Annotated in this window: 22 protein-coding genes; 11 read left to right on the top strand and 11 right to left on the bottom strand. The window is 59.8% G+C overall.

Translation table 11 applies throughout. The annotated features are described in order from the left end of the window. Nucleotides 1-180: 180 nt before the first annotated feature. On the bottom strand, nt 181-960 hold the full coding sequence (locus ACWKWE_RS22605) for a catabolite repression control protein Crc (protein ID WP_166594041.1): 780 nt from the start codon (nt 958-960) through the stop codon (nt 181-183). A gap of 82 nt (nt 961-1,042) precedes the next feature. Here ACWKWE_RS22605 and pyrE point away from each other — a divergent pair, with 82 nt between their 5' ends. Together pyrE and ACWKWE_RS22595 are read left to right on the top strand one after the other, a co-directional pair. Next, nucleotides 1,043-1,684 carry an orotate phosphoribosyltransferase gene (pyrE, locus tag ACWKWE_RS22600; protein WP_483851755.1) on the top strand — a complete coding sequence of 214 codons (642 nt, stop codon included), beginning with the start codon at nt 1,043-1,045 and terminating at the stop codon, nt 1,682-1,684. A gap of 22 nt (nt 1,685-1,706) precedes the next feature. Next, the gene (locus tag ACWKWE_RS22595; RefSeq protein ID WP_483851754.1) at nt 1,707-2,321 is read left to right on the top strand and encodes a DUF4124 domain-containing protein; all 615 of its coding nucleotides are present in this window, start codon (nt 1,707-1,709) and stop codon (nt 2,319-2,321) included. A gap of 65 nt (nt 2,322-2,386) precedes the next feature. Here the strand turns inward: ACWKWE_RS22595 and argB are convergent, their stop codons facing one another. From argB to coaBC, 4 genes are all read right to left on the bottom strand, one after another. Next, the gene (argB, locus tag ACWKWE_RS22590) at nt 2,387-3,292 is read right to left on the bottom strand and encodes an acetylglutamate kinase (RefSeq protein ID WP_062379782.1); all 906 of its coding nucleotides are present in this window, start codon (nt 3,290-3,292) and stop codon (nt 2,387-2,389) included. Between the two features lie 25 nt (nt 3,293-3,317). Beyond that, on the bottom strand, nt 3,318-5,918 hold the full coding sequence (locus tag ACWKWE_RS22585; RefSeq protein WP_483851753.1) for a phosphomannomutase/phosphoglucomutase: 2,601 nt from the start codon (nt 5,916-5,918) through the stop codon (nt 3,318-3,320). A 98-nt stretch (nt 5,919-6,016) separates the two neighbouring features. After that, the gene (gene dut / locus ACWKWE_RS22580; RefSeq protein ID WP_166594044.1) at nt 6,017-6,472 is read right to left on the bottom strand and encodes a dUTP diphosphatase; all 456 of its coding nucleotides are present in this window, start codon (nt 6,470-6,472) and stop codon (nt 6,017-6,019) included. Nucleotides 6,473-6,478: 6 nt separating this feature from the next. Next, nucleotides 6,479-7,687 carry a bifunctional phosphopantothenoylcysteine decarboxylase/phosphopantothenate--cysteine ligase CoaBC gene (coaBC, locus tag ACWKWE_RS22575; protein WP_483851752.1) on the bottom strand — a complete coding sequence of 403 codons (1,209 nt, stop codon included), beginning with the start codon at nt 7,685-7,687 and terminating at the stop codon, nt 6,479-6,481. Nucleotides 7,688-7,819: 132 nt separating this feature from the next. Between coaBC and radC the strand changes: the two genes are divergently transcribed. After that, complete coding sequence (gene radC, locus ACWKWE_RS22570; protein WP_483851751.1) at nt 7,820-8,494, top strand: RadC family protein; 675 nt, start codon at nt 7,820-7,822, stop codon at nt 8,492-8,494. Nucleotides 8,495-8,642: 148 nt separating this feature from the next. On the opposite strand, the gene ACWKWE_RS22565 is transcribed toward radC, so the two are convergent. Further along, nucleotides 8,643-10,232, bottom strand: coding sequence for an ABC transporter substrate-binding protein (locus ACWKWE_RS22565; protein WP_483851750.1), 1,590 nt, complete (start codon nt 10,230-10,232; stop codon nt 8,643-8,645). Between the two features lie 361 nt (nt 10,233-10,593). On the opposite strand from ACWKWE_RS22565, the gene rpmB reads away from it, so the two are divergent. Further along, nucleotides 10,594-10,830, top strand: coding sequence for a 50S ribosomal protein L28 (gene rpmB / locus ACWKWE_RS22560; RefSeq protein ID WP_108236194.1), 237 nt, complete (start codon nt 10,594-10,596; stop codon nt 10,828-10,830). Nucleotides 10,831-10,841: 11 nt separating this feature from the next. Continuing rightward, nucleotides 10,842-10,997: a 50S ribosomal protein L33 gene (gene rpmG, locus ACWKWE_RS22555; RefSeq protein ID WP_062379766.1), complete on the top strand. Its 156-nt coding sequence runs from the start codon at nt 10,842-10,844 to the stop codon at nt 10,995-10,997. Between the two features lie 93 nt (nt 10,998-11,090). Here rpmG and ACWKWE_RS22550 read toward each other — a convergent pair whose 3' ends face one another. After that, entirely contained in the window at nt 11,091-11,453 is a 363-nt protein-coding gene (locus ACWKWE_RS22550) for a cupin domain-containing protein (protein WP_166594048.1), read from the bottom strand. A 276-nt stretch (nt 11,454-11,729) separates the two neighbouring features. Here ACWKWE_RS22550 and ACWKWE_RS22545 point away from each other — a divergent pair, with 276 nt between their 5' ends. Next, nucleotides 11,730-13,223 (top strand): aldehyde dehydrogenase, encoded by a 1,494-nt coding sequence (locus ACWKWE_RS22545; protein ID WP_401145538.1) that lies wholly within the window; start codon nt 11,730-11,732, stop codon nt 13,221-13,223. A gap of 317 nt (nt 13,224-13,540) precedes the next feature. Next, nucleotides 13,541-14,686, top strand: a complete 1,146-nt coding sequence (locus ACWKWE_RS22540; RefSeq protein ID WP_166594050.1) for an MFS transporter — start codon at nt 13,541-13,543, stop codon at nt 14,684-14,686. Here the strand turns inward: ACWKWE_RS22540 and ACWKWE_RS22535 are convergent. Together ACWKWE_RS22535 and ACWKWE_RS22530 are read right to left on the bottom strand one after the other, a co-directional pair. Then, nucleotides 14,683-16,266: a phospholipase D family protein gene (locus ACWKWE_RS22535; protein ID WP_483851901.1), complete on the bottom strand. Its 1,584-nt coding sequence runs from the start codon at nt 16,264-16,266 to the stop codon at nt 14,683-14,685. The two genes, ACWKWE_RS22540 and ACWKWE_RS22535, sit on opposite strands and share 4 nt — an antisense overlap. A 54-nt stretch (nt 16,267-16,320) precedes the next feature. Then, entirely contained in the window at nt 16,321-17,754 is a 1,434-nt protein-coding gene (locus ACWKWE_RS22530; protein ID WP_483851749.1) for an aminotransferase-like domain-containing protein, read from the bottom strand. Between the two features lie 175 nt (nt 17,755-17,929). Between ACWKWE_RS22530 and ACWKWE_RS22525 the strand changes: the two genes are divergently transcribed. Then, nucleotides 17,930-18,163, top strand: coding sequence for a DUF1127 domain-containing protein (locus ACWKWE_RS22525; RefSeq protein WP_483851748.1), 234 nt, complete (start codon nt 17,930-17,932; stop codon nt 18,161-18,163). A 129-nt stretch (nt 18,164-18,292) separates the two neighbouring features. Here the strand turns inward: ACWKWE_RS22525 and ACWKWE_RS22520 are convergent, their stop codons facing one another. Continuing rightward, nucleotides 18,293-19,582: an NAD(P)/FAD-dependent oxidoreductase gene (locus tag ACWKWE_RS22520; RefSeq protein WP_483851747.1), complete on the bottom strand. Its 1,290-nt coding sequence runs from the start codon at nt 19,580-19,582 to the stop codon at nt 18,293-18,295. 270 nt (nt 19,583-19,852) lie between these two features. Between ACWKWE_RS22520 and ACWKWE_RS22515 the strand changes: the two genes are divergently transcribed. Then, entirely contained in the window at nt 19,853-20,206 is a 354-nt protein-coding gene (locus ACWKWE_RS22515; protein ID WP_483851746.1) for a YkgJ family cysteine cluster protein, read from the top strand. Nucleotides 20,207-20,212: 6 nt separating this feature from the next. Here ACWKWE_RS22515 and ACWKWE_RS22510 read toward each other — a convergent pair whose 3' ends face one another. After that, nucleotides 20,213-20,701, bottom strand: a complete 489-nt coding sequence (locus ACWKWE_RS22510) for an Lrp/AsnC ligand binding domain-containing protein (RefSeq protein ID WP_166594055.1) — start codon at nt 20,699-20,701, stop codon at nt 20,213-20,215. Nucleotides 20,702-20,855: 154 nt separating this feature from the next. On the opposite strand from ACWKWE_RS22510, the gene dadA reads away from it, so the two are divergent. Together dadA and ACWKWE_RS22500 are read left to right on the top strand one after the other, a co-directional pair. Continuing rightward, nucleotides 20,856-22,157 (top strand): D-amino acid dehydrogenase, encoded by a 1,302-nt coding sequence (dadA, locus tag ACWKWE_RS22505; protein WP_483851745.1) that lies wholly within the window; start codon nt 20,856-20,858, stop codon nt 22,155-22,157. Further along, nucleotides 22,129-22,482, top strand: coding sequence for a RidA family protein (locus ACWKWE_RS22500; RefSeq protein ID WP_166594057.1), 354 nt, complete (start codon nt 22,129-22,131; stop codon nt 22,480-22,482). Before dadA ends, ACWKWE_RS22500 begins: the two co-directional genes overlap by 29 nt. The last annotated feature ends 66 nt before the right edge of the window (nt 22,483-22,548 follow it).

The following is a 22,548-nucleotide window of genomic DNA, read 5'->3' as shown; positions in this document are numbered from 1 at the left end:
CTCTGTGGGAGCGAATTCATTCGCGAGACGATGGTACGGTCGAAGGTAATGCGTCGGATGTACCGATCTCTCGCGAATGAATTCGCTCCCACAGGGGATGTGCTGCGTCTGTAGGGGCGTGCCAACTGCCAGACAAACAAAAGCCGACTTCACGTCGGCTTTTTTTTGAGCAACTGGACGTCAGATGGTCAACGTCCAGTCGTAGTCCACGATCAGCGGCGCGTGCTGTGAGAAGCGCGGCTGGCGTGGCAGGCGTGCGCTGCGTACGAAACGGCGCAAGCCCGGGGTCAACAGTTGGTAGTCGAACCGCCAGCCCAGATTCAGCATCTCGGCCTGCTCGTTATCGGGCCACCAGCTGTACTGATCGCTCTCACGGCTGACTTCGCGCAAGGCATCGACATAGCCCATGTTGCCAACGATCTCGTCCATCCACGCACGCTCCGGTGCCAGGAAACCCGGAGATTGCTGGCTGTCGCGCCAGTTCTTGATGTCCAGTTTCTGCTGCGCAACGTAGAGCGAGCCACAGTAGATGTACTCACGACGTTTACGACGCTGCTTGTCCAGATACTTGCCGAAATCGTCCATGAGCTTGAACTTCTGGTTCAAGTCGTCATCGCCGTTCATCCCGGACGGGAGCAGCAAAGTTGCGATACTGACTTTATCGAAATCTGCTTGCAGGTAACGCCCATAACGGTCGGCTGTTTCAAAGCCAAGACCGTAGATCACCGCCTTTGGTTGCAGTCGCGAGTAAAGTGCCACGCCACCCTGGGCGGGAACTTCGGCATCGCGGGCATACAGGAAGTAGCCATCCAGTTGGAAGGCTGGATCATCCATTTCAAAGGCGGAGGCACGGGTGTCCTGAAGGCAGATGACGTCGGCATTCTGGGCTTGCAGCCAACTGAGCAACCCGCGCTCGACTGCAGCCTGAATACCATTAACGTTCACACTGATGATCCGCATAAATGGCCCCAAAAATCACGTGCGTGTATGATACCCGAGCTCTACCTAATTAGCTAAATCCGTGGTATTCGGGGCTTTTTTCATGCAGGCGTATCAGCGCGAATTCATTCGTTTTGCCATCGATCGCGGGGTTTTGCGCTTCGGTGAGTTCACTTTGAAGTCGGGGCGCACCAGTCCTTACTTCTTCAACGCCGGTCTTTTCAACAGCGGCTCGGCACTTGCCCAACTGGGTAAGTTCTATGCGGCGGCTGTTGTAGAGAGCGGTATTTCCTTCGATGTCCTGTTCGGGCCTGCGTATAAGGGTATTCCTTTGGCGGCTGCGACGGCCGTGGCATTGGCCGATCGTCACGACCTTGACCTGCCGTGGTGTTTCAACCGCAAGGAAGCCAAGGCTCACGGCGAAGGCGGCACGCTGGTCGGTGCACCGTTGACCGGCAACGTCTTGATCATCGACGACGTGATCACTGCAGGCACGGCGATTCGTGAAGTCATGCAGATCATTCAGGCTCAGGGCGCGACCGCCGCTGGCGTGTTGATTGCATTGAATCGCCAAGAGCGTGGGAATGGCGAGCTTTCGGCCATCCAGGAAGTCGAGCGTGATTTCGGCATTCCGGTCGTGAGCATCGTTTCGTTGAATCAGGTCCTTGAGTTCCTGGCAGACGATCCTCAGCTCAAGCAGCATTTGCCCGCCGTGGAAGCGTATCGGGCGCAGTACGGCATCTGAAGGGTCAGGGGATCGCGTTGTTATGCTCAAGCTGGGCACGGTAGGACTTTGTTTGTCGCTGGGAGTGGGGTGTATCGCGAGCGTTCACGCCGACGACACCTCCGGCATGGTGTTCTATCGGTACATCGACAGTCGCGGTGTGACCGTGCTCGACCGTCAAGGCGTGCCCGCGGAATATGCGGGCAAGGGCTATGAAGTCTTGAATATGCGCGGTCGCGTGATTCAGGTCATTCCGCCCGCGCTCACCGGCGACCAGGCACGGGAAGCCCAGGCTGCCGCGCAAGCCGCCAAGACTCAAGCCGATGCGGATGCCCAGCTGACGCGTCTCTACAGCAGCGTGACCGATGTTGATCGGGCCCGCGCGCGCAAGCTCGCCGAGCTGGATTCGCTCATCTCCGTAGCCCGCAGCAATATTCAGGGGCTGGCAAGCCAACAGGCGTCGCTCCAGAGTCAGGCAGCGGATCAGGAGCGGGCTGGCCGCGTGGTGTCTCAAAGCCTGATCGATCAGATGAACGACACCACCGATCAGCAACAGCATCTCAACGACGAGATTCAGCGTTATCAGAGCGCCAAGCAGCAGGCCGACAAGGGTTTCGCGCAGGATCGCGCTCGGTTGCAGCAGTTGCTTTCGCAATAAGCTCCGCCCAATGAAAAGGCCCCATCGGTTTGTGCCAGTGGGGCCTTGTTCATTGCGTGCCGGAATCAGTGACGCTTGCGGTTGCTGATCAGCGTACCCACGCCGGTGTCAGTGAAGATTTCCAGCAACACGGCATTCGGGACGCGACCGTCGATGATGTGCGAGGTGGTCACGCCACCCTGCACGGCTTCCAGCGCGCAACGGATTTTCGGCAACATGCCGCCGTAGATGGTGCCGTCGGCGATCAGGCCGTTGACTTGCTCGGTGGTCAGGCCGGTCAGCACCTTGCCTTCTTTGTCCATCAAGCCGGCGATGTTGGTCAGCAGCATCAGCTTCTCGGCCTTGAGGGCTTCAGCGACTTTGCCTGCGACCAGGTCGGCGTTGATGTTGTAGGACTCGCCGTCTGCACCTACGCCAATCGGCGCGATCACCGGAATGAAATCACCCTTTACCAGCATGTTCAGCAGGTCGGTGTTAATGCCCACCACTTCGCCTACGTGACCGATATCGATGATTTCCGGCTTGGTCATCTCCGGCGTCTGACGGGTGACGTTCATTTTTTTCGCGCGGATCAGCTGCGCGTCTTTACCGGTCAGGCCGATGGCGCTGCCGCCATGGCGGTTGATCAGATTGACGATGTCCTTGTTGACCTGACCGCCCAGCACCATTTCCACGACGTCCATGGTCTGCGCATCGGTGACGCGCATGCCGTCAATGAAGTGGCTTTCGATGGACAGGCGCTTGAGCAGGTCGCCGATTTGCGGGCCGCCGCCGTGAACGACGACCGGGTTGATGCCCACTGCCTTCATCAGCACGATGTCGCGCGCGAAGCCGGTTTTCAGCTCTTCGCTCTCCATGGCGTTGCCGCCGTACTTGATCACCAGCGTCTTGCCGACGAAACGTCGGATGTAGGGCAACGCTTCGGAAAGGACTTTGGCGGCATTGGCTGCGGCATCGCGTTCGAGGGTCATTTGGGCTCCACTCAAAAAAGGTTGATCAAAAAGGAAGTTCTAGGTCCGGTGCTACGTTTTTAAGCTGGGTACGGAACACGTCCTTGATGCGTTGCAACTCGTCCTCGGTCTCGGCTTCGAAGCGCAACACCAACACGGGGGTGGTGTTGGAAGCGCGCACCAGGCCCCAGCCTTTCGGGTAATCGACACGCACGCCGTCGATGTTCGTCAGGTTGGCGTTGCCCCATTGCGCGTCCTGCTCCAGCGCCTTGATGATGCTGAATTTGCTGGTTTCAGTGACCTTGACGTTGATTTCCGGGGTCGACAGATCGTTCGGGAACGTCTGGAACAGCTCTTCGGCGCTGAGTTTTTCCTGACTGAGAATCTCCAGCAGGCGCGCAGCGCTGTAAATGCCGTCGTCGAATCCGAACCAGCGTTCCTTGAAGAAAATGTGGCCGCTCATCTCGCCAGCCAGCAGCGCGCCGCTTTCTTTCATCTTCTTCTTGATCAGCGAGTGACCCGTCTTCCACATCACCGGGCGACCGCCGTATTCCTGAATCAACGGGATGAGGCGGCGCGTGCACTTCACGTCAAAGATCACATCCGCGCCCGGATTGCGCTTGACCACATCACGGGCGAACAGCATCAACAGGCGATCAGGGTATACGACGCTGCCTGCGTTAGTGACGACACCTACCCGATCACCATCGCCGTCGAATGCCAAGCCCAGGTCGGCGCCGGTCTCTTTCACCTTGGCAATCAGGTCTTCCAGGTTTTCCAGCTTGCCCGGGTCAGGGTGATGGTTCGGGAAGTTGCCGTCCACGTCGCAGAACAGCGGAATGACTTCGCAATTCAACGCGGCGATCAGTTTCGGGGCGATGACGCCTGCTGCGCCGTTGCCGCAATCGATCACCACTTTCAAACGGCGCGCCAACACCACATCGCTGGTGATCTGGCCAGCGTACAGGTCGAGGATGTCAACTTTACTCACGCTGCCTTTGCCTGGCGGCAGGTTGTTGCGTTTGATGCGATCGTGCAGCGCCTGAATCTGCTCGTTCGCGAGGGTGTCGCCTGCGATGACGATTTTGAAGCCGTTGTAATCCTTGGGGTTGTGGCTGCCGGTGAGCATCACCCCCGTGCGGCCGTCCAGCACGTTGGCGGCGTAATACAACGCAGGGGTCGGTACGAGGCCGACATCGCTGACGTGGCAGCCGCTGTCGTAGAGGCCCTTGATCAAATGGGCCACGAGTTCAGGGCCGGACAAGCGACCGTCGCGGCCAACAGAAACGTTGGGTTCACCTTGGGCCAGGGTTTGTGCGCCGATGGCACGGCCAATCCAGTAGGCGGTTTCCCCGCTCAGGGTTTCGCCGACGATGCCGCGAATGTCGTATGCGCGGAAGATCGAGTCGGGAAAACTGGGGGCGATGGATACGGTGCTGCTCATTGCGTGGGCTTGCTCCGACTTCTGAAAGTCTTGCGATTCATCGAGCATGTCGAGATCGAGAATGTCGGTGTCCTGGAACAGTGGGTCGGTCAACTCGGTTTCTGCTGGATCGAGAGCTTCAAACACGGCCCTGCTGGTCGTCGAACCTGACGTGGCGGTGGGCGAGCCGGGGTTGGCTGCCGTGACAGGCGGGGCCGGTTGGTTGCGCAACGAAAACCTCGCCAGGCTCTGCGCCAACCCGTTCAGGGCCGGCATGCTCAGGCCGAAGGCTTTGACGGCTTTCCCGCCCGAGAGTTCTTGCAGCAGTTGCTCCAACTGTCGGGCATCGGCGGCGACCCGGCGCTTCAGCGCGCTTTCGTTCAGGTACAGGCCCAGCAGCATGCTGCCGAGTGCCACCAGTGCCGCCAGAAGCAGCATCAGCGACGGTGGGGACGAGTTAAGGGCGGGCCCTGGTGTAAACGTCAGCTTCCAGTTGGGGTAACCCGTGGGAAAGTCAGTGCCACGGCCACCGTCAGACTGGCCGCGTGTCAAAAAGCTCTGTGCGGTAGCGTCGCCGAATTGCTGGCTGAGGACAGTCTGGCCGACTTCCGGTGGCGCTTCCGGCAAGGCATTGGTCACGCGTTGAAGTTTGAACGCCAACAGCAGCGTGCCGGTGACAGGGGTGTCGGCTGAGGCCCGCAGCGGCGCGACGCTGTAGATCATCCAGCTGTCGCCGACTTTTCGGGCTTCGGGGGCAGGGGTTTCACCCTTGCTGGCCCGGGCGAGCATGTCCAGCGTGGCGAAGCTGATCGGCAACGGACCCTGATTGTCGACGCTGTTGAAACCCAATGGGTTCAGGCGTGCGCCAATCACACTGTCGCGATACAACAAACGGTTCTGGGCGTTCTGGATCTGCACCGGGTCGTTGCTTTGCAGCGCTTGAGCCAGCGCTGCATCCGTCGCGGCGGCCTGCGTACCTGCGCTGAGCTGACGCAGTGTCTTGCCTATGGCGCCAGCTTGCGCAGTACCCCAGGCTTGAGCGAGCTGATCTTTCTGCTGAGGCTGACTGAGCAAGCCCAGCCAGACGAGAATGCCAGCCGCGATCAAGCCAATGATCGCAGGGATAAGGCCTGGACTTGCCAGGCTCAGGTTCGAGTCCTTGACCGGTGCATCAGTCGTTTCTGGGCGAGAAGCCGCCTTCGCTGTGCGCTTGATGCCTTTCAAACTGGACTCTCCCTGCTCTGACTGCCTGAGGTGGTTTACGTAGGTCGTGGGGCGACTCAAGCGTTTAGCGACATCCGTGCCAAGAGGTTTTACGCGGTTCAGTGGCTGCCCGAATGGCCGAAACCGCCTGCGCCGCGCTGACTTTCGTCGAACTCCTGAACGATTTCGAAGTGCGCCTGCACGACCGGCACCAGCACCAGTTGGGCGATGCGCTCACCCACAGAAATCTTGAAAGCGGTCTGGCCACGGTTCCAGCAGGACACCATCAACTCGCCCTGATAATCGGAGTCGATCAGGCCGACAAGGTTGCCCAGCACAATCCCGTGCTTATGGCCCAGGCCCGAGCGCGGCAGAATCAGCGCGGCAAGGGCAGGGTCTGCGATGTATATCGACAGGCCGGTAGGAATCAACAGGGTCTGACCGGGTTCCAGTACCGTTTCCTCTTTGAGCATGGCGCGCAGGTCCAGACCGGCGGAACCGGTGGTGGCGTAGGCCGGGAGCGGGAATTCGCCGCCAATGCGGGGGTCGAGGATTTTGGCTTGTAGAGCATGCATACGTGATTAAACCTGGTTCAAACGTTCGGCGATAAAAGTGACCAACTGGCGGGCGATCTTGGCCTTGCTGGTCTGGGTGAAGAGCGTTGCTTGCAGCGCTCGGTCGATCACGCTGCACGCGTTTTCTTCGCTGTTGAAGCCAATGCTGGGATTGGCAACGTCGTTGGCGATGATCAAGTCGAGGTTCTTGTCCTTGAGCTTGCGTGCAGCATAGTCGAGCAGATGTTCGGTTTCGGCGGCGAAACCGACACTGAATGGACGATCCGGACGCTGGGCGATGGTGGCGAGAATATCCGGGTTGCGGACCATTTGCAGCAAAAGGCCATCACCGGTCGTAGGGTCTTTCTTCAATTTCTGTGGCGCGACGACCTCCGGGCGGTAATCCGCGACAGCGGCAGACGCGATGAACAGATCGCACGGCATTGCGGCCTCGCACGCAGCCAGCATGTCGCGGGCGCTCACGACGTCGATGCGCGACACCCGGTCAGGCGTCTGCAGGTTGACCGGGCCCGTGATCAGCGTGACGCGAGCGCCCGCTTCGGCGGCAGCTTCCGCCAGCGCGAAGCCCATTTTTCCCGAGCTGTGGTTGGTGATGTAACGCACCGGATCGATGTTTTCCTGAGTCGGCCCGGCTGTGATCAACACGTGTTTACCGGTCAGGCTCAGGCGCTGGAAGCAATCGGCAGCGGATTGCGCCAGATCGTTGGGTTCGAGCATCCGGCCATAACCCACGTCGCCACAGGCCTGGTTGCCACTGGCAGGACCGAAGGTACGGAAGTCGCGGCTTTCGAGGGTTTGCAGGTTGGCCTGGACGGAAGGGTCGCGCCACATGGCCTGATTCATGGCCGGTGCAACGGCGACGATGGCGTCGGTGGCGAGCACCACGGTGGTCAGCAGGTCATTGGCGATGCCTTGGGCCAGGCGCGCGATCAGGTCGGCGGTGGCGGGGGCGATCAGCACCATGTCGGCCCATTTTGCCAAGTCGATGTGGCCCATGGCCGCCTCAGCGGCAGGGTCGAGCAGGTCGAGATGGACGGGGTGCCCGGAGAGGGCTTGCATGGTCAACGGGGTGATGAACTCGGCGCCGCCTTTGGTCATGACGACCCGCACTTCGGCGCCGTGATCTTTCAACCGACGGACCAGTTCTGCGCTTTTGTAGGCCGCGATGCCACCGCCTACGCCGAGAACGATGCGTTTCCGATACAGCCGCTGCATAGGCCTGCCTTTCAGTCGAGTTACACGCGGCAATCATGTGGCCTTCCGAGGCCGGGTCGACGCGTAAAAAAGATGGCTAAGATAGCACAGCGACCGCACGGGAACAGCGGCGCCCACAGTCAGGGAGGTGCTATGAGTATTCGTGATTGGCCTGCAGCGGAGCGGCCTCGGGAGAAGCTGTTGGAGCGGGGGGCATCAAGTCTTTCCGACGCCGAATTGCTCGCTATTTTTCTGCGCACCGGCGTATCAGGGAAGAGCGCTGTGGACCTTGCGCGTCACCTACTGACGCAGTTCGGCAGCCTGCGTGCGTTGCTGGAGGCCAGCCTGCCCGCGTTCAGCGCCGAATTGGGGCTAGGGCCCGCCAAATTCGCTCAGTTGCAAGCGGTCATGGAAATGGCCAAGCGGCATATGGGCGAGAATCTCAAGCGTGGGTCTGCGCTGAAAAGCCCTGGACAAGTCCGCACCTATCTCAAAGCGTTGCTCAGAGACGAGCCTCATGAAGTGTTCGGTTGCCTGTTTCTGGACAGCAAGAACCGCGTTCAGGCGTTCGAAGCGCTGTTTCAGGGGTCGATCAATGTCGCGCATGTTCACCCGCGACAGGTGGTCAAACGGGCGCTGGCACATAACTCGGCGGCGGTCATCCTCTGCCACAACCACCCGTCCGGCGTGTGCGAGCCGAGTGAGGAGGATGTTGAACTGACGGAGCTGCTGAAAAATGCCTTGGCGATGATCGATGTGGTGGTCGTCGATCACCTGATCGTCGGGGATGGAGACCCGATGTCATTGGTGGAATTGGGGTTGATGTAAGAGAGAGGTTCTGTCCGGGTCCCTCTGTAGGAGTGAGCTTGCTCGCGATGGGTATCTCAGACGACGAAGATATGGAGGTCTGAAAAGACGTCTCGCGAGCAAGCTCACTCCTACTGCGGTTTGCCTTCCTGTTTGGTCATGCCGCGCGTTACTTCACCGTCACCTTGGAGAAGTCCTGCCGCCCAAACGGGCTGACGTCATACCCCAGCACATTCTTGCGAGTCAGGGCGAAGGCGGTCGGGTGGGCCAGCGGCAGCCACAGCGCTTGTTTCTGAATCTGCTCCTGCACCTGATGGTAGAGCTTGCTGCGTTGCCCTTGATCGGTCACGGTCTTGCCCTGGCTGATCAGCTTGTCCAGACCTTCATCGCAATAGCGGGCGAAGTTGGTGCCGGATTTCACCGCCGCGCACGAGAACTGCGGCGTCAGGAAGTTATCCGGGTCGCCATTGTCGCCCGCCCAACCCATGAACAGCAGATCGTGCTCGCCGGTCTTGGCGCGACGAATCAGCTCGCCCCATTCGATGACCTTGATCTCGGCCTTGATACCGACAGCCGCGAGGTCATTTTGCAGCAACTGCGCACCTGCACTGGGGTTCGGGTTGAGCAGACTGCCGGACGGACGCGTCCAGATCGTGGTCTTGAAGCCGTCTTTGAGACCCGCCTTCGCCAGCAACTCCTTCGCCTTGGCGACGTCATGCTTGTACCCCGGCAAATCGCTGGCATACCCCCATGTGTTAGGCGGATACACGCCATTGGCGGCCCGCGCCGAGCCTTCGAACACCGCCTTGAGGTACGTATCCTTATCGAACGCGAGGTTGATTGCCTGACGCACTTCCGGCTTGTCCAGCGGAGGATGTTGGCTATTGATTGCCACGAACGCCGTCATGAATGCGTCAGTCTTTTCGACTTGCAGGTTCGGATCCTTGGCCGCTTCCGCGACATCCAGTGGCTTGGGCGAGAGCGCGATCTGACATTCGTTCTGCTTGATGCGTTGCAGGCGCACATTAGCGTCCGGGGTGATCGCGAACAGCAAGGTATCGATGGCCGGCTTGCCCTCGAAATAATCCGTGTTGGCGGTGTAACGCACCACCGAGTCCTTCTGGAAGCGTTTGAAAACGAACGGTCCGGTGCCGATTGGCTCGCTGTTGAGCTTCTCGGGTGTGCCGGCTTTCATCAGCTTGTCGGTGTATTCCGCGGAATAAATAGAAGCGAAGCCCATGCTTAAAGTGGCGAGGAAGGTGGCGTCCGGGTGGTCCAGGGTGATGCGCACGGTGTTGGCGTCAGGCGCTTCGATCTTCTTGATCAGAGAGGGCCATTGCATTGACTGGGCGTGAGGAAAGCCCTGCACCGCAACCTTGTTCCACGGATTGGCCGGGTCAAGCATTCGCTGGAAGCTGAACACCACGTCATCAGCGTTGAAGTCGCGGGTCGGCGTGAAGTACTCGGTGTGATGGAATTTCACGCCCGAGCGCAGTTTGAAGTCGTAGGTCAGGCCGTCCGGCCAGACGCTCCAGCTTTCTGCCAGGCTGGGCACCAGCTTGCCGGTCTGGGCGTCGTGGTTTACCAGGCGATTCATCAGCACGTCGGCCGAGGCGTTGGTGGTGGTCAGCGAGTTGTACTGCACCACGTCGAACCCTTCCGGGCTGGCTTCGGTGCACACGCTCAGGCTGGTGGCGGCCTGTGCCATCAAAGGCGCGCTCAGGGACGCAAGCAAAAAGGGTAAAACAGCTAGGCGCATGGCGATTTTCCTTTCAGAGATAGCCCATCTGCCGGCGCAGTCTGGAGAGGGAGTTACCCTAGACCATGGATAGACAGAGGACAATCTATCTGGCGCGACGAGTGGTATATTTCCCCTCCCGCCCTTTGCCGCTGGCCTTGTCAGCCGGAAATTCGGGCGTTTCTTGCAGGTCATGCGTCGTTTGTGTTGTTGCGTGAAAGGCTTTCTGGTATAAAGCAGCGCTCTTTTCTAGGGGCCCGCTTCCTTCTTCGTAGGTGTGGCCGGTAAGACCCCTGAAGAAACGCGGCGCCTAGCGCCATGACTGAGAGATTAAGCGGCCAACCCATGCCGGGTTGGGCATGTGGTTTTAGAGGGCTGAGGCATGTCGAGAGTATGTCAAGTTACCGGTAAGGGTCCGGTAACCGGGAATAACATTTCCCACGCAAACAACAAAACCCGTCGTCGTTTCCTGCCAAACCTGCAGCATCACCGCTTCTGGGTTGAGAGCGAGAAACGCTTTGTACGTCTGCGCGTATCTGCTAAAGGCATGCGTATCATCGACAAGCGCGGCATTGATGTCGTTCTGGCCGAAATTCGCCGTGATGGCGCTAAGGTTTAAGGGAGAAAATCATGCGTGAATTGATCCGTTTGGTGTCGACCGCTAACACCGGCCACTTCTACACCACCGACAAGAACAAGCGCACTACCCCGGACAAAATCGAAATTAAAAAATTCGATCCGGTTGCTCGTAAGCACGTGATCTACAAAGAAGCCAAAATCAAGTAATTGATTTTCGCCTCTTACGAAAAAGCCCGCAGCGATGCGGGCTTTTTTGTGGGCGAGATCTGGAATCTTGCCTCCTACAAGGTGGTGGGGCATTCAAGCCTTCTGTTCGAACACCACATAAATTTTGCGGCACGGCTCCAGCACTTCCCATGTGCCTTTGAACCCCGCCGGGATCACAAAGCGATCCCCTGCGCGCAGCGTCTTGGCGTTGCCTTCCTCATCGCGCAACACCGACACGCCCTGCACGATTTCGCAGTATTCGTGTTCGGTGTAATTCACCGTCCATTGCCCGATTTCACCTTCCCACACCCCGGCGTTCATTTGCCCGCACGGGCTGTCGTAGTGGTTGTACACCGTCTGCTCCGGGTCGCCCTTGAGGATCTTTTCTGCGGCGGGCTTGAAACGCTCGGCGTGGGTGTTGGCTTCGCTGAAGTCGACGATGCTCTCGATGCTCATGTCCTGGCTCCTGAAACAGCGGTGGAAGAGGGTGTTTGGATAGGTACTGTCGGCGATAGTGCCGCGCTCGTTTGGTCACTATTGAACTGGGCTGTTGAATAAAATGCACGGTAAAACGTCGTTTTAGGTCTTTTTGTCCAATATATTGGAAATTCCCCTGACGCTGGTTTAGGGTGGACGGATGCCTTTTGCCGATCCGGCAGCTCATCAAGCAATGCCCCTGGAGCTCGGATCATGAGCACGAGGGCGCGCACATTCATTAGAGGAGGACGCTTCATGACTACCCTGACTCATGCTGACTGGGAAAAACGCGCCCAAGCGTTGAAGATCGAAGGCCGTGCCTTTATCAATGGTGAATACACTGACGCCGCGTCCGGCGCCACCTTCGACTGCATCAGCCCGGTCGACGGTCGTTTCCTCGCAAAAGTGGCCAGCAGTGACGTTGCCGATGCCCAGCGTGCAGTCGAAAGCGCTCGCGCCACGTTCGATTCCGGTGTCTGGTCGCGTCTGGCCCCGACCAAGCGCAAGGCTGCGATGATTCGCTTCGCCGCATTGCTCGACGAACACAAAGAAGAGCTGGCGTTGCTTGAAACCCTCGACATGGGCAAGCCGATCAGCGATTCCTACGGCATCGACATTCCGGGCTCCGCACGCGCGTTGAGCTGGAGCGGCGAGGCCATCGACAAACTGTACGACGAAGTCGCCGCCACTCCCCACGATCAATTGGGTCTGGTCACCCGTGAGCCCATCGGCGTGGTCGCGGCCATCGTGCCGTGGAATTTCCCGCTGATGATGGCGTGCTGGAAACTCGGCCCTGCGCTGTCGAGCGGTAACTCGGTGGTGCTCAAGCCGTCCGAAAAGTCCCCGCTGACCGCCATCCGCGTCGCAAAACTGGCCATCGAAGCCGGTATTCCCGCAGGCGTACTCAACGTGTTGCCTGGTTATGGCCACACCGTCGGCAAGGCGCTGGCGCTGCACATGGACGTCGATACGGTCGTGTTCACCGGCTCGACCAAGATTGCCAAGCAACTGCTGGTGTACTCGGGCGAGTCGAACATGAAGCGCGTGTGGCTGGAAGCCGGTGGCAAAAGCCCGAACATCGTGTTCGCCGACGCGCCGGACCTCAAGGCTGCTGCCGAATCGGCTGCCAGCGCCATTGCCTTCAACCAGGGCGAAGTGTGCACCGCAGGTTCGCGTCTGCTGGTGGAGCGTTCGATCAAGGATAAATTCTTGCCGATGGTGATCGAGGCCCTCAAGGTCTGGAAGCCGGGCAATCCGCTGGACCCGGCCACCAACGTCGGCGCGCTGGTGGATACGCAACAGATGAACACCGTGCTGTCGTACATCGAAGCGGGCCACACCGATGGCGCCAAGCTGGTCGCGGGTGGCAAGCGCATTCTGCAAGAGACGGGCGGCACGTATGTCGAGCCAACGATTTTCGACGGCGTGACCAATGCCATGAAGATCGCTCAGGAAGAAATTTTTGGCCCAGTCCTGTCGGTGCTGACGTTCGACACCGCAGAAGAAGCGGTGCAGATCGCCAACGACACGCCGTACGGCCTGGCGGCGGCGGTGTGGACCTCCGATCTGTCCAAGGCCCACCTGACCGCCCGCGCGTTGCGAGCAGGCAGCGTGTGGGTCAACCAGTACGATGGCGGCGACATGACCGCTCCATTCGGCGGCTTCAAGCAATCCGGCAATGGCCGCGACAAATCGCTGCATGCGTTCGACAAATACACTGAGTTGAAGGCGACGTGGATTAAGTTGTAACCGTGGATTGGTCCGATCTCGCTTCTGGCCGGAGGCCGTAGGAGCAAGCTTGCTCGCGATCTGCCCGGGGTCGCGTCCGACCGCAGCGGCAGCAAATACTGAACACGCGGTATGCCTGAAACACCACCGCTGTCTGGTTTTGCTACTGCTTCGCAGCAGATCGCGAGCAAGCTGCGCTCCTACGCCCTCCGGGCAGAATCGCAAGCAGATCCAGGTCAAATCGTGATCTCATGCGACGCAGATTTCCTACAACAGCCGGGCTTCCCCAAAAAGCCCGGCTGTTTCGTCTCTTCCCTTTGAGCCACAGGAGCGTGGTGATGCGTTGGGGTACTTATTTCGCGGTGCTGTCGTCCGTGTTGAGCGTCGGTCTGGCGCTGGGCGTGAGCATGCCGCTGGTGTCGTTGCGCCTCGAAGCCTGGGGGTACGGCGCCTTTGCCATCGGCGTCATGGCCGCGATGCCTGCGATTGGTGTGTTGTTGGGCGCCAGTCTGGCAAGCCGGTTGGCGTCCGCCCTTGGCACTGCGAACGTGATGCGCCTGTGTTTGTGGGGCGGGTCGATATCGGTTGGGTTGCTCGCGCTGCTGCCCCATTACTGGATCTGGCTGGTGTTGCGCCTGATGCTCGGGGTAATCCTGACCATGGTCTTCATCCTCGGTGAGAGCTGGATCAACCAACTGGTGACCGAGAACCTGCGCGGTAAACTTGTTGCGCTGTATGGCAGCTGCTACGCCCTCAGTCAGTTGGGTGGCCCGTTGCTGCTCGGCGGGATTGGCACTGAGCACGATTACGGCTTCTGGGTCGGCACCGCACTGCTCGCGACTTCACCTCTTTTGCTTCTGGGCCGATCCGGCGCGCCAAGCGCAGAATCCAGCCACGTTTCCCTGCGAGACCTGGGTGGTTTCTGTCAGAAGCTGCCCGCTATCGCGTGGGCCATCGCGCTGTTCGCCGGTTTCGAAGCGATGATTCTGACACTGCTGCCGGTGTACTGCCTGCAGCAAGGCTTCACGCCCGAGATCGCGCTGGCGATGGTCAGTACCGTGGTGGTGGGCGATGCGTTGCTGCAACTTCCGATTGGCGCACTGGCGGACAAGGTTTCCCGGCGGGGCCTGTTCTCGGGCTGTGCGCTGGCGTTGATGCTGTCGAGTCTGGCGATCCCGTTGCTGGTCGACACCATCGCCATCTGGCCGCTGTGGGTGCTGTTCGGCGCCAGTGCGGGTGGGTTGTTCACGTTGTCGCTGATTCTGATCGGCGAGCGTTATCGCGACGATGCGCTGGTGCGGGCTAATGCCCATGTCGCGCAGCTTTGGGGCATCGGCTGTCTGTTGGGGCCGTTGGCAGCGGGAGCCGGCAGCCAGTGGATCAGCGGTCAGGCGCTGCCCTTGCTGATGGCCGCAGGCGCGCTGGGCCTGGTGATCTTGTCGCAACGCCCACAGGCGTTCGGCGTGCAGCCGGTCGCCGCCTAGAGCATTCTTTCCAGCCCCACGGCGCTGCTGAACCACGCGTTCAGTCGGCGCCACCAATCCCCGGGCTCCTCGTACAGCGTGTGTAATTTGCCGTTGTCCTCGGTGACCCAGACCACGCGATCATTCTCCAACTTGGCCTGGTAGCTGATCGCAGGCGCCATACCTTGCAAGGCCAGTTCGCGCAGGTATTCGGTGAGTTCGGGACTGTCGACCAGCACGCCGACCTCGGTATTCCACAGCACGGAACGGGGGTCGAAGTTGAACGAGCCGACGAAGATTTTCTGCCGGTCAAAAATCATCGCCTTACTGTGCAGGCTGGATTCGGAACCGCCTTTAAGGGTTTTGGTGCGCAGAAACCGGGGTCCGCTCCCTCGCGCATTGCTCGGGTCGCCAGGCTGACGGCGCAGTTCAAACAGCTTCACGCCGTGGGTCAGCAAAGCCTTGCGATAGGGCGCGTAACCGCCGTGGACGGCGGGCACGTCCGTCGCCTCCAGCGAATTGGTCAGCAGGTTGACCGACACGCCTTTGTCGGAAAGGCCCGTGAGGTATTTCAGACCTTCCGGCCCCGGCACGAAGTAGGCCGAGATCATCATCAGCTCCTGATGCACGTTCATCAGGTCGGGGCTCAGCTGCGTGGTCAGCAGCAAGTGGGGATCGGGATCGCCACGGGACAGCACCTTGGTCGGCGCGTCCCACAGAGCCTGGTTGTGCGCCCAGATCAGCTCGTTCAGCCAGGTCTTCAAACGCGGTTGATCTTTGTAGGCCATCAGCCGTTCGTATAACGCTTTTTTCTCGACGTGAGCCTGGTCCAGCGACGCGTCCAGCCGCTTGCGCGCTTCGGCGAGGTCCTTGGTGTCGGGCGGCCAATAGATGAAATCGTCTACCGGCCTACTTAGAGTGCTGTTCCAGTACTGATCGAAACTGTGGCTCAACTGCTCGGCCACGGGCCCGACGCTGAGCATGTCGATATCGGTGAAATTAAGGTTGGGTTCGGCGTCGAAATATTCGTCGCCAAGATTGCGTCCGCCGACGATGGCGACGGCGCTGTCCGCCAGCCATAGCTTGTTGTGCATGCGCCGGTGCTGCTGGGACAGATTGAAGAGACGGCCGAGCGAGCGCGTCGCCCCGGTGCTGCGCCCCAGATTAAGCGGGTTGAACAGCCGAATCTGGATGTTCGGGTGGGCGGCGAGGGTGGCAATGACCTCGTCCAGCCCGTCGCTGGTGGTGTCGTCCAGCAAAATGCGCACGCGCACGCCTCGGTCGGCGGCTTTGAGCAATTCATCGATCAGCGCCCGGGTGCTGAGTCCGTCGTGGACGATGTAGTACTGCAAATCGAGGCTGGTCTTGGCGTTGCGAATCAACTCGGCGCGGGCCATGAAGGCCTCAGTGCTGTTGGGCAGCAGCCGGAAACCAGAGCGGCCGCCGTAGGGCGCCGCTTCCGCCAGGATCGAGCGCCCGAAAGGCGAGGCCGACGCGGGCAATGCCTGGCTCGGGCCGTCCTGCTGCGAAGACGTGCTCGCGCAGCCGCTGATGCCGAGGGCAAAGGCCAAAAGGAGGGGCAGTGCCCATGTTTTCGTCAACGGCATCATCCGGAAGTCACGTCATGGCGATATGACCGCATTTTCCGCCAAAGGTTAAGTCATTGGCGTTTCAGCGTGGGCCATTAACCGGGCCGCCGTGGCCCCTACCTTGCGCACGGCGTCCTCGATCTGCGGCGTAGGCTTGGCGGCGAAGTTCATGCGCAGACAGTTTCTGTACTTGCCCGAGGCCGAAAAAATATTGCCGACTGCGATCTGTACGCCTTGGCCCTCCAGTGCACGATTCAGTCGCAGGGAATCGAAGCCCTCAGGCATTTCGATCCACAGCATGAACCCGCCTTGTGGACGGCTGACCCGCGTGCCCTCCGGAAAATAGCGCGTGACCCAATCGGTCATCAGGTCACGGCTGCGCTGATATTGGCCGCGCATCCGGCGCATGTGGGGTTCGTAATGGCCGTTCTTCAGAAAGTCGGCAATTGCCAGCTGCGGCTGGGTCGCCGTAGAACCGGTGCTGATGTATTTCATGTGCAGCACACGGTCCAGATAGCGGCCCGGTGCAATCCAGCCAACCCGCAAACCCGGCGCCAGCGTCTTCGAAAACGAACTGCAAAGTAAGACGCGTCCGTCTTCGTCGAAGGATTTGATCGTGCGCGGGCGTGGGTACGTATACGCCAGATCGCCGTACACATCGTCTTCGATGATCGCCACGTCGAAACGCTGCGCGAGGGTGAGCAACGCCCGTTTGCGCTCTTCGGGCATGTTGTAGCCCATGGGGTTATTGCAGCTCGGGGTCAACTGTATGGCTTTGATCGGCCACTGTTCGAGCGCAAGTTCCAGCGCGTCCAGGCTGATGCCGGTGATGGGGTCGGTGGGGATTTCCAGCGCCTTCATGCCCAAGCCTTTGAGTGCCTGCATGGCACCGTGAAAGCTTGGGGAGTCGACGGCAACGATGTCGCCGGGCTCGCAGATCGAGCGAATGCTGACCGCCAGCGCTTCCTGTGCGCCGGTGGTGATCACCAGATCGTCAGGGCCGACGCGTGTGCCCGAATCCAGCAACAGGCGCGCCACCTGCTCACGCAGGCATTCGGTGCCATAGATATTGTCGTAATACAGCCCCGGCATGTCGTGGCGACGGCTGATTTTGCCAAGGGCTTGGGTGAGCGGGCGCAGCGTCGGGCTGGTGATGTCCGGCATGCCGCGCGCCAATTGCACGATGTCCGGGCTTGGCGCGGCGCGCGCCAGTTCCAGCACTTGGTCCCATTGGGAAATATCCACAGGCCTTTGCGCCGGACGACCTACCGCGGGCAGGGCCGGAGTCTTACGGCCAGCGGGCACGAAATAACCGGATTTGGGACGGGGAGAGGCCAGGCCGTTGTCTTCCAGCAAGCGATACGCCTGTTGAACGGTGCTGAGACTGACGCCGTGTTCAAGGCTCAACGCCCGAACCGAAGGCAGGCGATCGCCCGGCCGGTAAAAGCCGTTCTCGATGCGTGTGCCGAGCAGTTCGGCAAGGTTGACGTAGAGGGTCATGGCGTACTCCCGCGCAGTTCCGTCGGTTGACCGATACAGATGTAGCGAAAATACAGCATTCAGGCAGAGAAGTGACGTGTCTGTATGCAAAAAATTTGAAATCTTTGGATCTGTAATGGTTTTCCATACAGACGCATCATGGACTCACTTGAAACCCATGATGAGGTGTCTGGAAATGAGCGGGATGAGCGATGTTCGGTTAAGGCTGTATGCGCGGGAGCTGGTTCAGCAACAGGAAGCGACCGTGCGGGTGAACGCGCCGAAAGGGCTGAGCCTGTTGGGTCTGTTTCAGCATCGTCGGCGTACACGGCAGGCATTGTTGGGGCTGACGGATGATCAGTTGCGTGATGTCGGCCTCACCTATGAGCAAGCAAGGCGTGAAGGGATGAAACCGTTTTGGAGGGGGTGAAAAGTCAGGCACAGAACGCGGTTTCTGTAGGAGTGAGCTTGCTCGCGATAGGGTTCTTGCTGCCAAAGGTACTGTGATAGATACAGCCTTATCGCGAGCAAGCTCACTCCTACAGTATGGTACGAAGATTCAGATCAGCTCCTTCATCCGATGCCACAGCATCCCCAACGCCAACAATGGCGAACGCAAATGCTTCCCGCCCGGGAAAGTCATGTGCGGGACTTTTGCAAACAGATCAAATCCGCCGCTCTGCTGGCCACTGATGGCCTCGCCCAGCAACTTGCCCGCCAGGTGCGTGGCATTCACGCCGTGGCCTGAGTACGCCTGCGCGTAGTACACGTTCGAATGCTCCTTGAGCCGCCCGATCTGCGGCAATCGATTGGCGCCGATGCCGATCATTCCGCCCCACTGAAAATCGACCTTCACGTCCTTGAGCTGCGGGAACACCTTGAGCATCTTCGGCTGCATGTACGCCGCAATGTCCTGAGGGTCGCGACCGGAGTAGTGGCAGGCGCCACCGAACAACAGGCGCCGGTCTGCCGAAAGCCGGAAGTAATCCACTGCCACCCGCTGATCGCATATGGCTGTATTGCGGGGCAGCAATTGCCGAGCGAGTTCTTCGCCCAACGGCTCGGTGGCGATGATGTAGCTGCCTGCCGGGAGGACTTTGCCGCTCAGCGTTGGATCGAGGCCGTTCAGGTAGGCATTGCAACCCAGCACCAGCGTATTGGCGCGCACCACACCTTGGGCCGTGTGCACCTTCACTTGAGGGCCGTATTCCAGACGGGTCACCGCCGAGTGTTCGAACAATTGCACACCGAGAGACTGCGCCACACGTGCTTCTCCGAGCGCCAGATTCAGCGGATGAAGATGGCCCGACCCCATGTCGAGCAGGCCGCCCGCGTAGTTGCCAGAGTCGATCACGCTGCGAATGTCCTCGGGCTGGATCAACTTGAGTTCGCGACGATAGCCCAAGCCTCGCAGTTCTTCGGCATCTTCAGCGAAACCTTCGAACTCCTTGGGCTTGTTGGCCAGGTCGCAATAACCCCACGTCAGGTCGCAGTCGATTTGATATTTTTCGACGCGCTCGCGGACGATCTCTACCGCCTCAAGGCCCATGAGTTTGAGCTGTCGCACGCCTTCGGCACCGATCACATCGCGAAAGCGCTCGACGTGATGACCCACCCCGCGAATCAACTGGCCGCCGTTACGTCCGCTCGCGCCCCACCCGATTTTGTGCGCTTCCAGCAGCGCCACGCTCATTCCCCGCTCGGCCAGTTCGATGGCTGTGTTCAGCCCCGAATACCCGCCGCCGACCACGCACACATCGACCGTCAGTTCGCCTGCGAGGGCCGGGTGGTCAGGCTGAGCGTGGCTGCTGGCGGCGTAATACGAAGCGGCATGGCGGGAAGCATTCATGCGGTCGGTCCCTGCGTGACTGTTTGGAAAATTTTACGGAGGGTAGCGGGGGTGGGCAGGCGGGGCAAGGTACTCGGGCGCTGAGCAAGGGCAACGCAGTGCATTAACCTGTGGGAGCGAATTCATTCGCGAAAAATAGACCGGACGATTGAGATGTGTTGTCTGCACCGGCGCCTCGCGAATAAATTCGCTCCTACAGGTTGGTACATCGCTGTTGGTTTGCGATTCGCCTGGGGCACAATGTCGGCTTTCACAGGGGAATCTCACGCGATGAGCTGCAACAGCCAGAAAATCCGCGATTTGCGGCGGCAGATTCCGTCGTTCGAATGTGTACCTGGCTGTCACGATTGCTGCGGACCCGTGACCACCTCTTCCGAAGAAATGGCGCGTTTGCCGCGCAAGACCGCGGCGGAACAGGAGGCGGCGCTCAAGGAGCTGAATTGTGTGCACCTGGGGCCGAACGGCTGCACGGTCTACGACGAACGCCCCCTGATCTGCCGTCTGTTCGGCACCTCGGCGAGCTTGCCGTGCCCGAACGGGCGCCGTCCCGAGACCTTGATCCACCCGCGCGTCGAAAAGCAGGTGCACGATTTCATCGCCACAACGCGGCAGGTCCTGGTCTGATCGCCGTCATTCCGGAATTGGCAGATTCAAACTCTCTTTCACCTCTTCCATCACGATGTAACTCTTCGATTCCCGCACGTGGGGCAGCTTGAGCAGGATGTCGCCCAGCAGCTTGCGGTAAGACGCCATCTCGGAAATGCGCGCCTTCACCAGATAGTCAAAATCCCCCGACACCAAGTGGCACTCCAGCACGTGGTGCAGTTTAAGGACCGCTCGGCGGAATTCCTCGAAAGTGTCGCCCGATTTGTAGTCCAGGCTGATCTCGACAAATACCAGCAGACTCGCCTTGAGGTTCTGCGGATTGAGGCGGGCGTTGTAGCCCATGATGATGCCTTCGCGCTCAAGCCTGCGGACTCGCTCCGTGCATGGCGTGGTGGACAGGCCCACGCGTTCTCCCAGTTCCGTGAACGAGATTCGGCCGTCGGCTTGCAGAATGCGCAGGATGTTGCGGTCGATTTTATCCAGCTCACGTTTTGACTGGTGTTGGGTGCGCATTGAAACCCCCTCTGCGAATGGGTTGGTTGCCGAGAATTACCGCCGAATATAGGCATTTATATAGTGAAAAGCACTGCTCATTGCTTTTTATACTGCGCACATCCTGGCTTGAAACTTCAAAACGTCAGCGGATATCCGCGATGAGGAAATCAACATGCGCGTTCTGGTCCTTGGAAGTGGCGTAATCGGTGTTACCAGTGCTTACTACCTGGCCCGCGCGGGGTTTGAGGTGACGGTCGTCGATCGTCAACCCGCCGCCGCTCTGGAAACCAGTTTCGCCAACGCCGGGCAGGTCTCGCCGGGCTATGCATCGCCGTGGGCCGCACCGGGCGTTCCTCTCAAAGCGATGAAATGGTTGCTGCAACGCCACGCGCCGCTGGCCATCAAGGCTACGGGCGACATCGATCAGTACATGTGGATGGCGCAAATGCTGCGCAACTGCACCCAAAGCCGTTATGCCGTGAACAAAGAGCGCATGGTGCGCCTGTCCGAATACAGCCGCGATTGCATGGACGAGCTGCGGGCCGAGACCGGCATCGCCTATGAAGAGCGCACCTTGGGCACGACTCAGCTGTTCCGCACACAGGAACAACTGGACAACGCCGCCAAAGACATCGCCGTCCTCGAACAAGCCGGTGTGCCATACGAAGTGCTCGACCGCCAAGGCATCGCCCGCGTCGAACCCGCACTGGCCAGCGTCAGCAATATTCTCTCCGGTGCCCTGCGGCTGCCAAACGACCAGACTGGCGACTGCCAGCTGTTCACGACACGTCTGGCCGAGATGTGTGTGAAGTTAGGCGTTGAATTCCGTTTCGGCCAGTCCATCGAGTCGATTGATTTTGCGGGCGACCGGATTAACGGCGTGCGCATCAACGGCAAACTCGAAACCGCTGACCGCTACGTGTTGGCACTGGGCAGCTACTCGCCGCAGTTGCTCAAGCCACTGGGCATCAAGGCCCCGGTGTATCCGCTCAAGGGCTACTCGCTGACGGTGCCGATCACCAACCCGGCGATGGCGCCGACGTCGACCATTCTCGACGAGACCTACAAGGTCGCGATCACCCGTTTCGACAACCGCATTCGTGTGGGTGGCATGGCGGAAATCGCCGGTTTTGACCTGTCGCTCAACCCGCGCCGACGCGAAACGCTGGAGATGATCGTCAACGATCTCTATCCTCAGGGCGGCAATCTGAGCGAGGCCAGTTTCTGGACCGGTTTGCGTCCTGCCACGCCAGACGGCACCCCTATCGTCGGTGCCACGCCGTTCCGCAATTTGTTCCTCAATACCGGCCACGGAACATTGGGCTGGACCATGGCGTGCGGCTCCGGTCGTTTGCTGGCCGATCTGATCGCCCGCAAACAACCGCAGATCAGTGCCGCAGGCCTCGATATTTCCCGCTATGGAAGTTCCAAGGAGATCGCCAAACATGTCAGTACAGCGCCAGCTCACCAATGAACGCATGAGCCAGATCGTCGTGCACAACGGCACCGCGTACCTCGCGGGGCAAGTGGGTAACGATCTGACTGCAGGGATCGAGCAGCAAACCCGCGAAGTGCTGGGCAACATCGAGCGCCTGCTGGATCTTGCGGGCACCGACAAGAGCCGCCTGTTGTCGGTGACGATTTACCTGAATGACATCGGCTCACAGTTCGCCACCATGAACGGCATCTGGGACACCTGGCTGCCAAAAGGGGTCGCGCCTGCCCGTGCCACCGTCGAAGCGAAGATGGCCGCGCCCAATGTGCTGATCGAGATGTCGGTGATCGCTGCACTGCCATAAATCGCCGCCGCTATACCGTCCTTGTAGGAGTGAGCTTGCTCGCGAATGCGTTGTATCTGTGCTGGA

The organism is Pseudomonas salicis (assembly GCF_057128705.1).
Note: the sequence above shows the minus strand (reverse complement) of the source record. Positions and strands in the feature narration are given on the sequence as shown.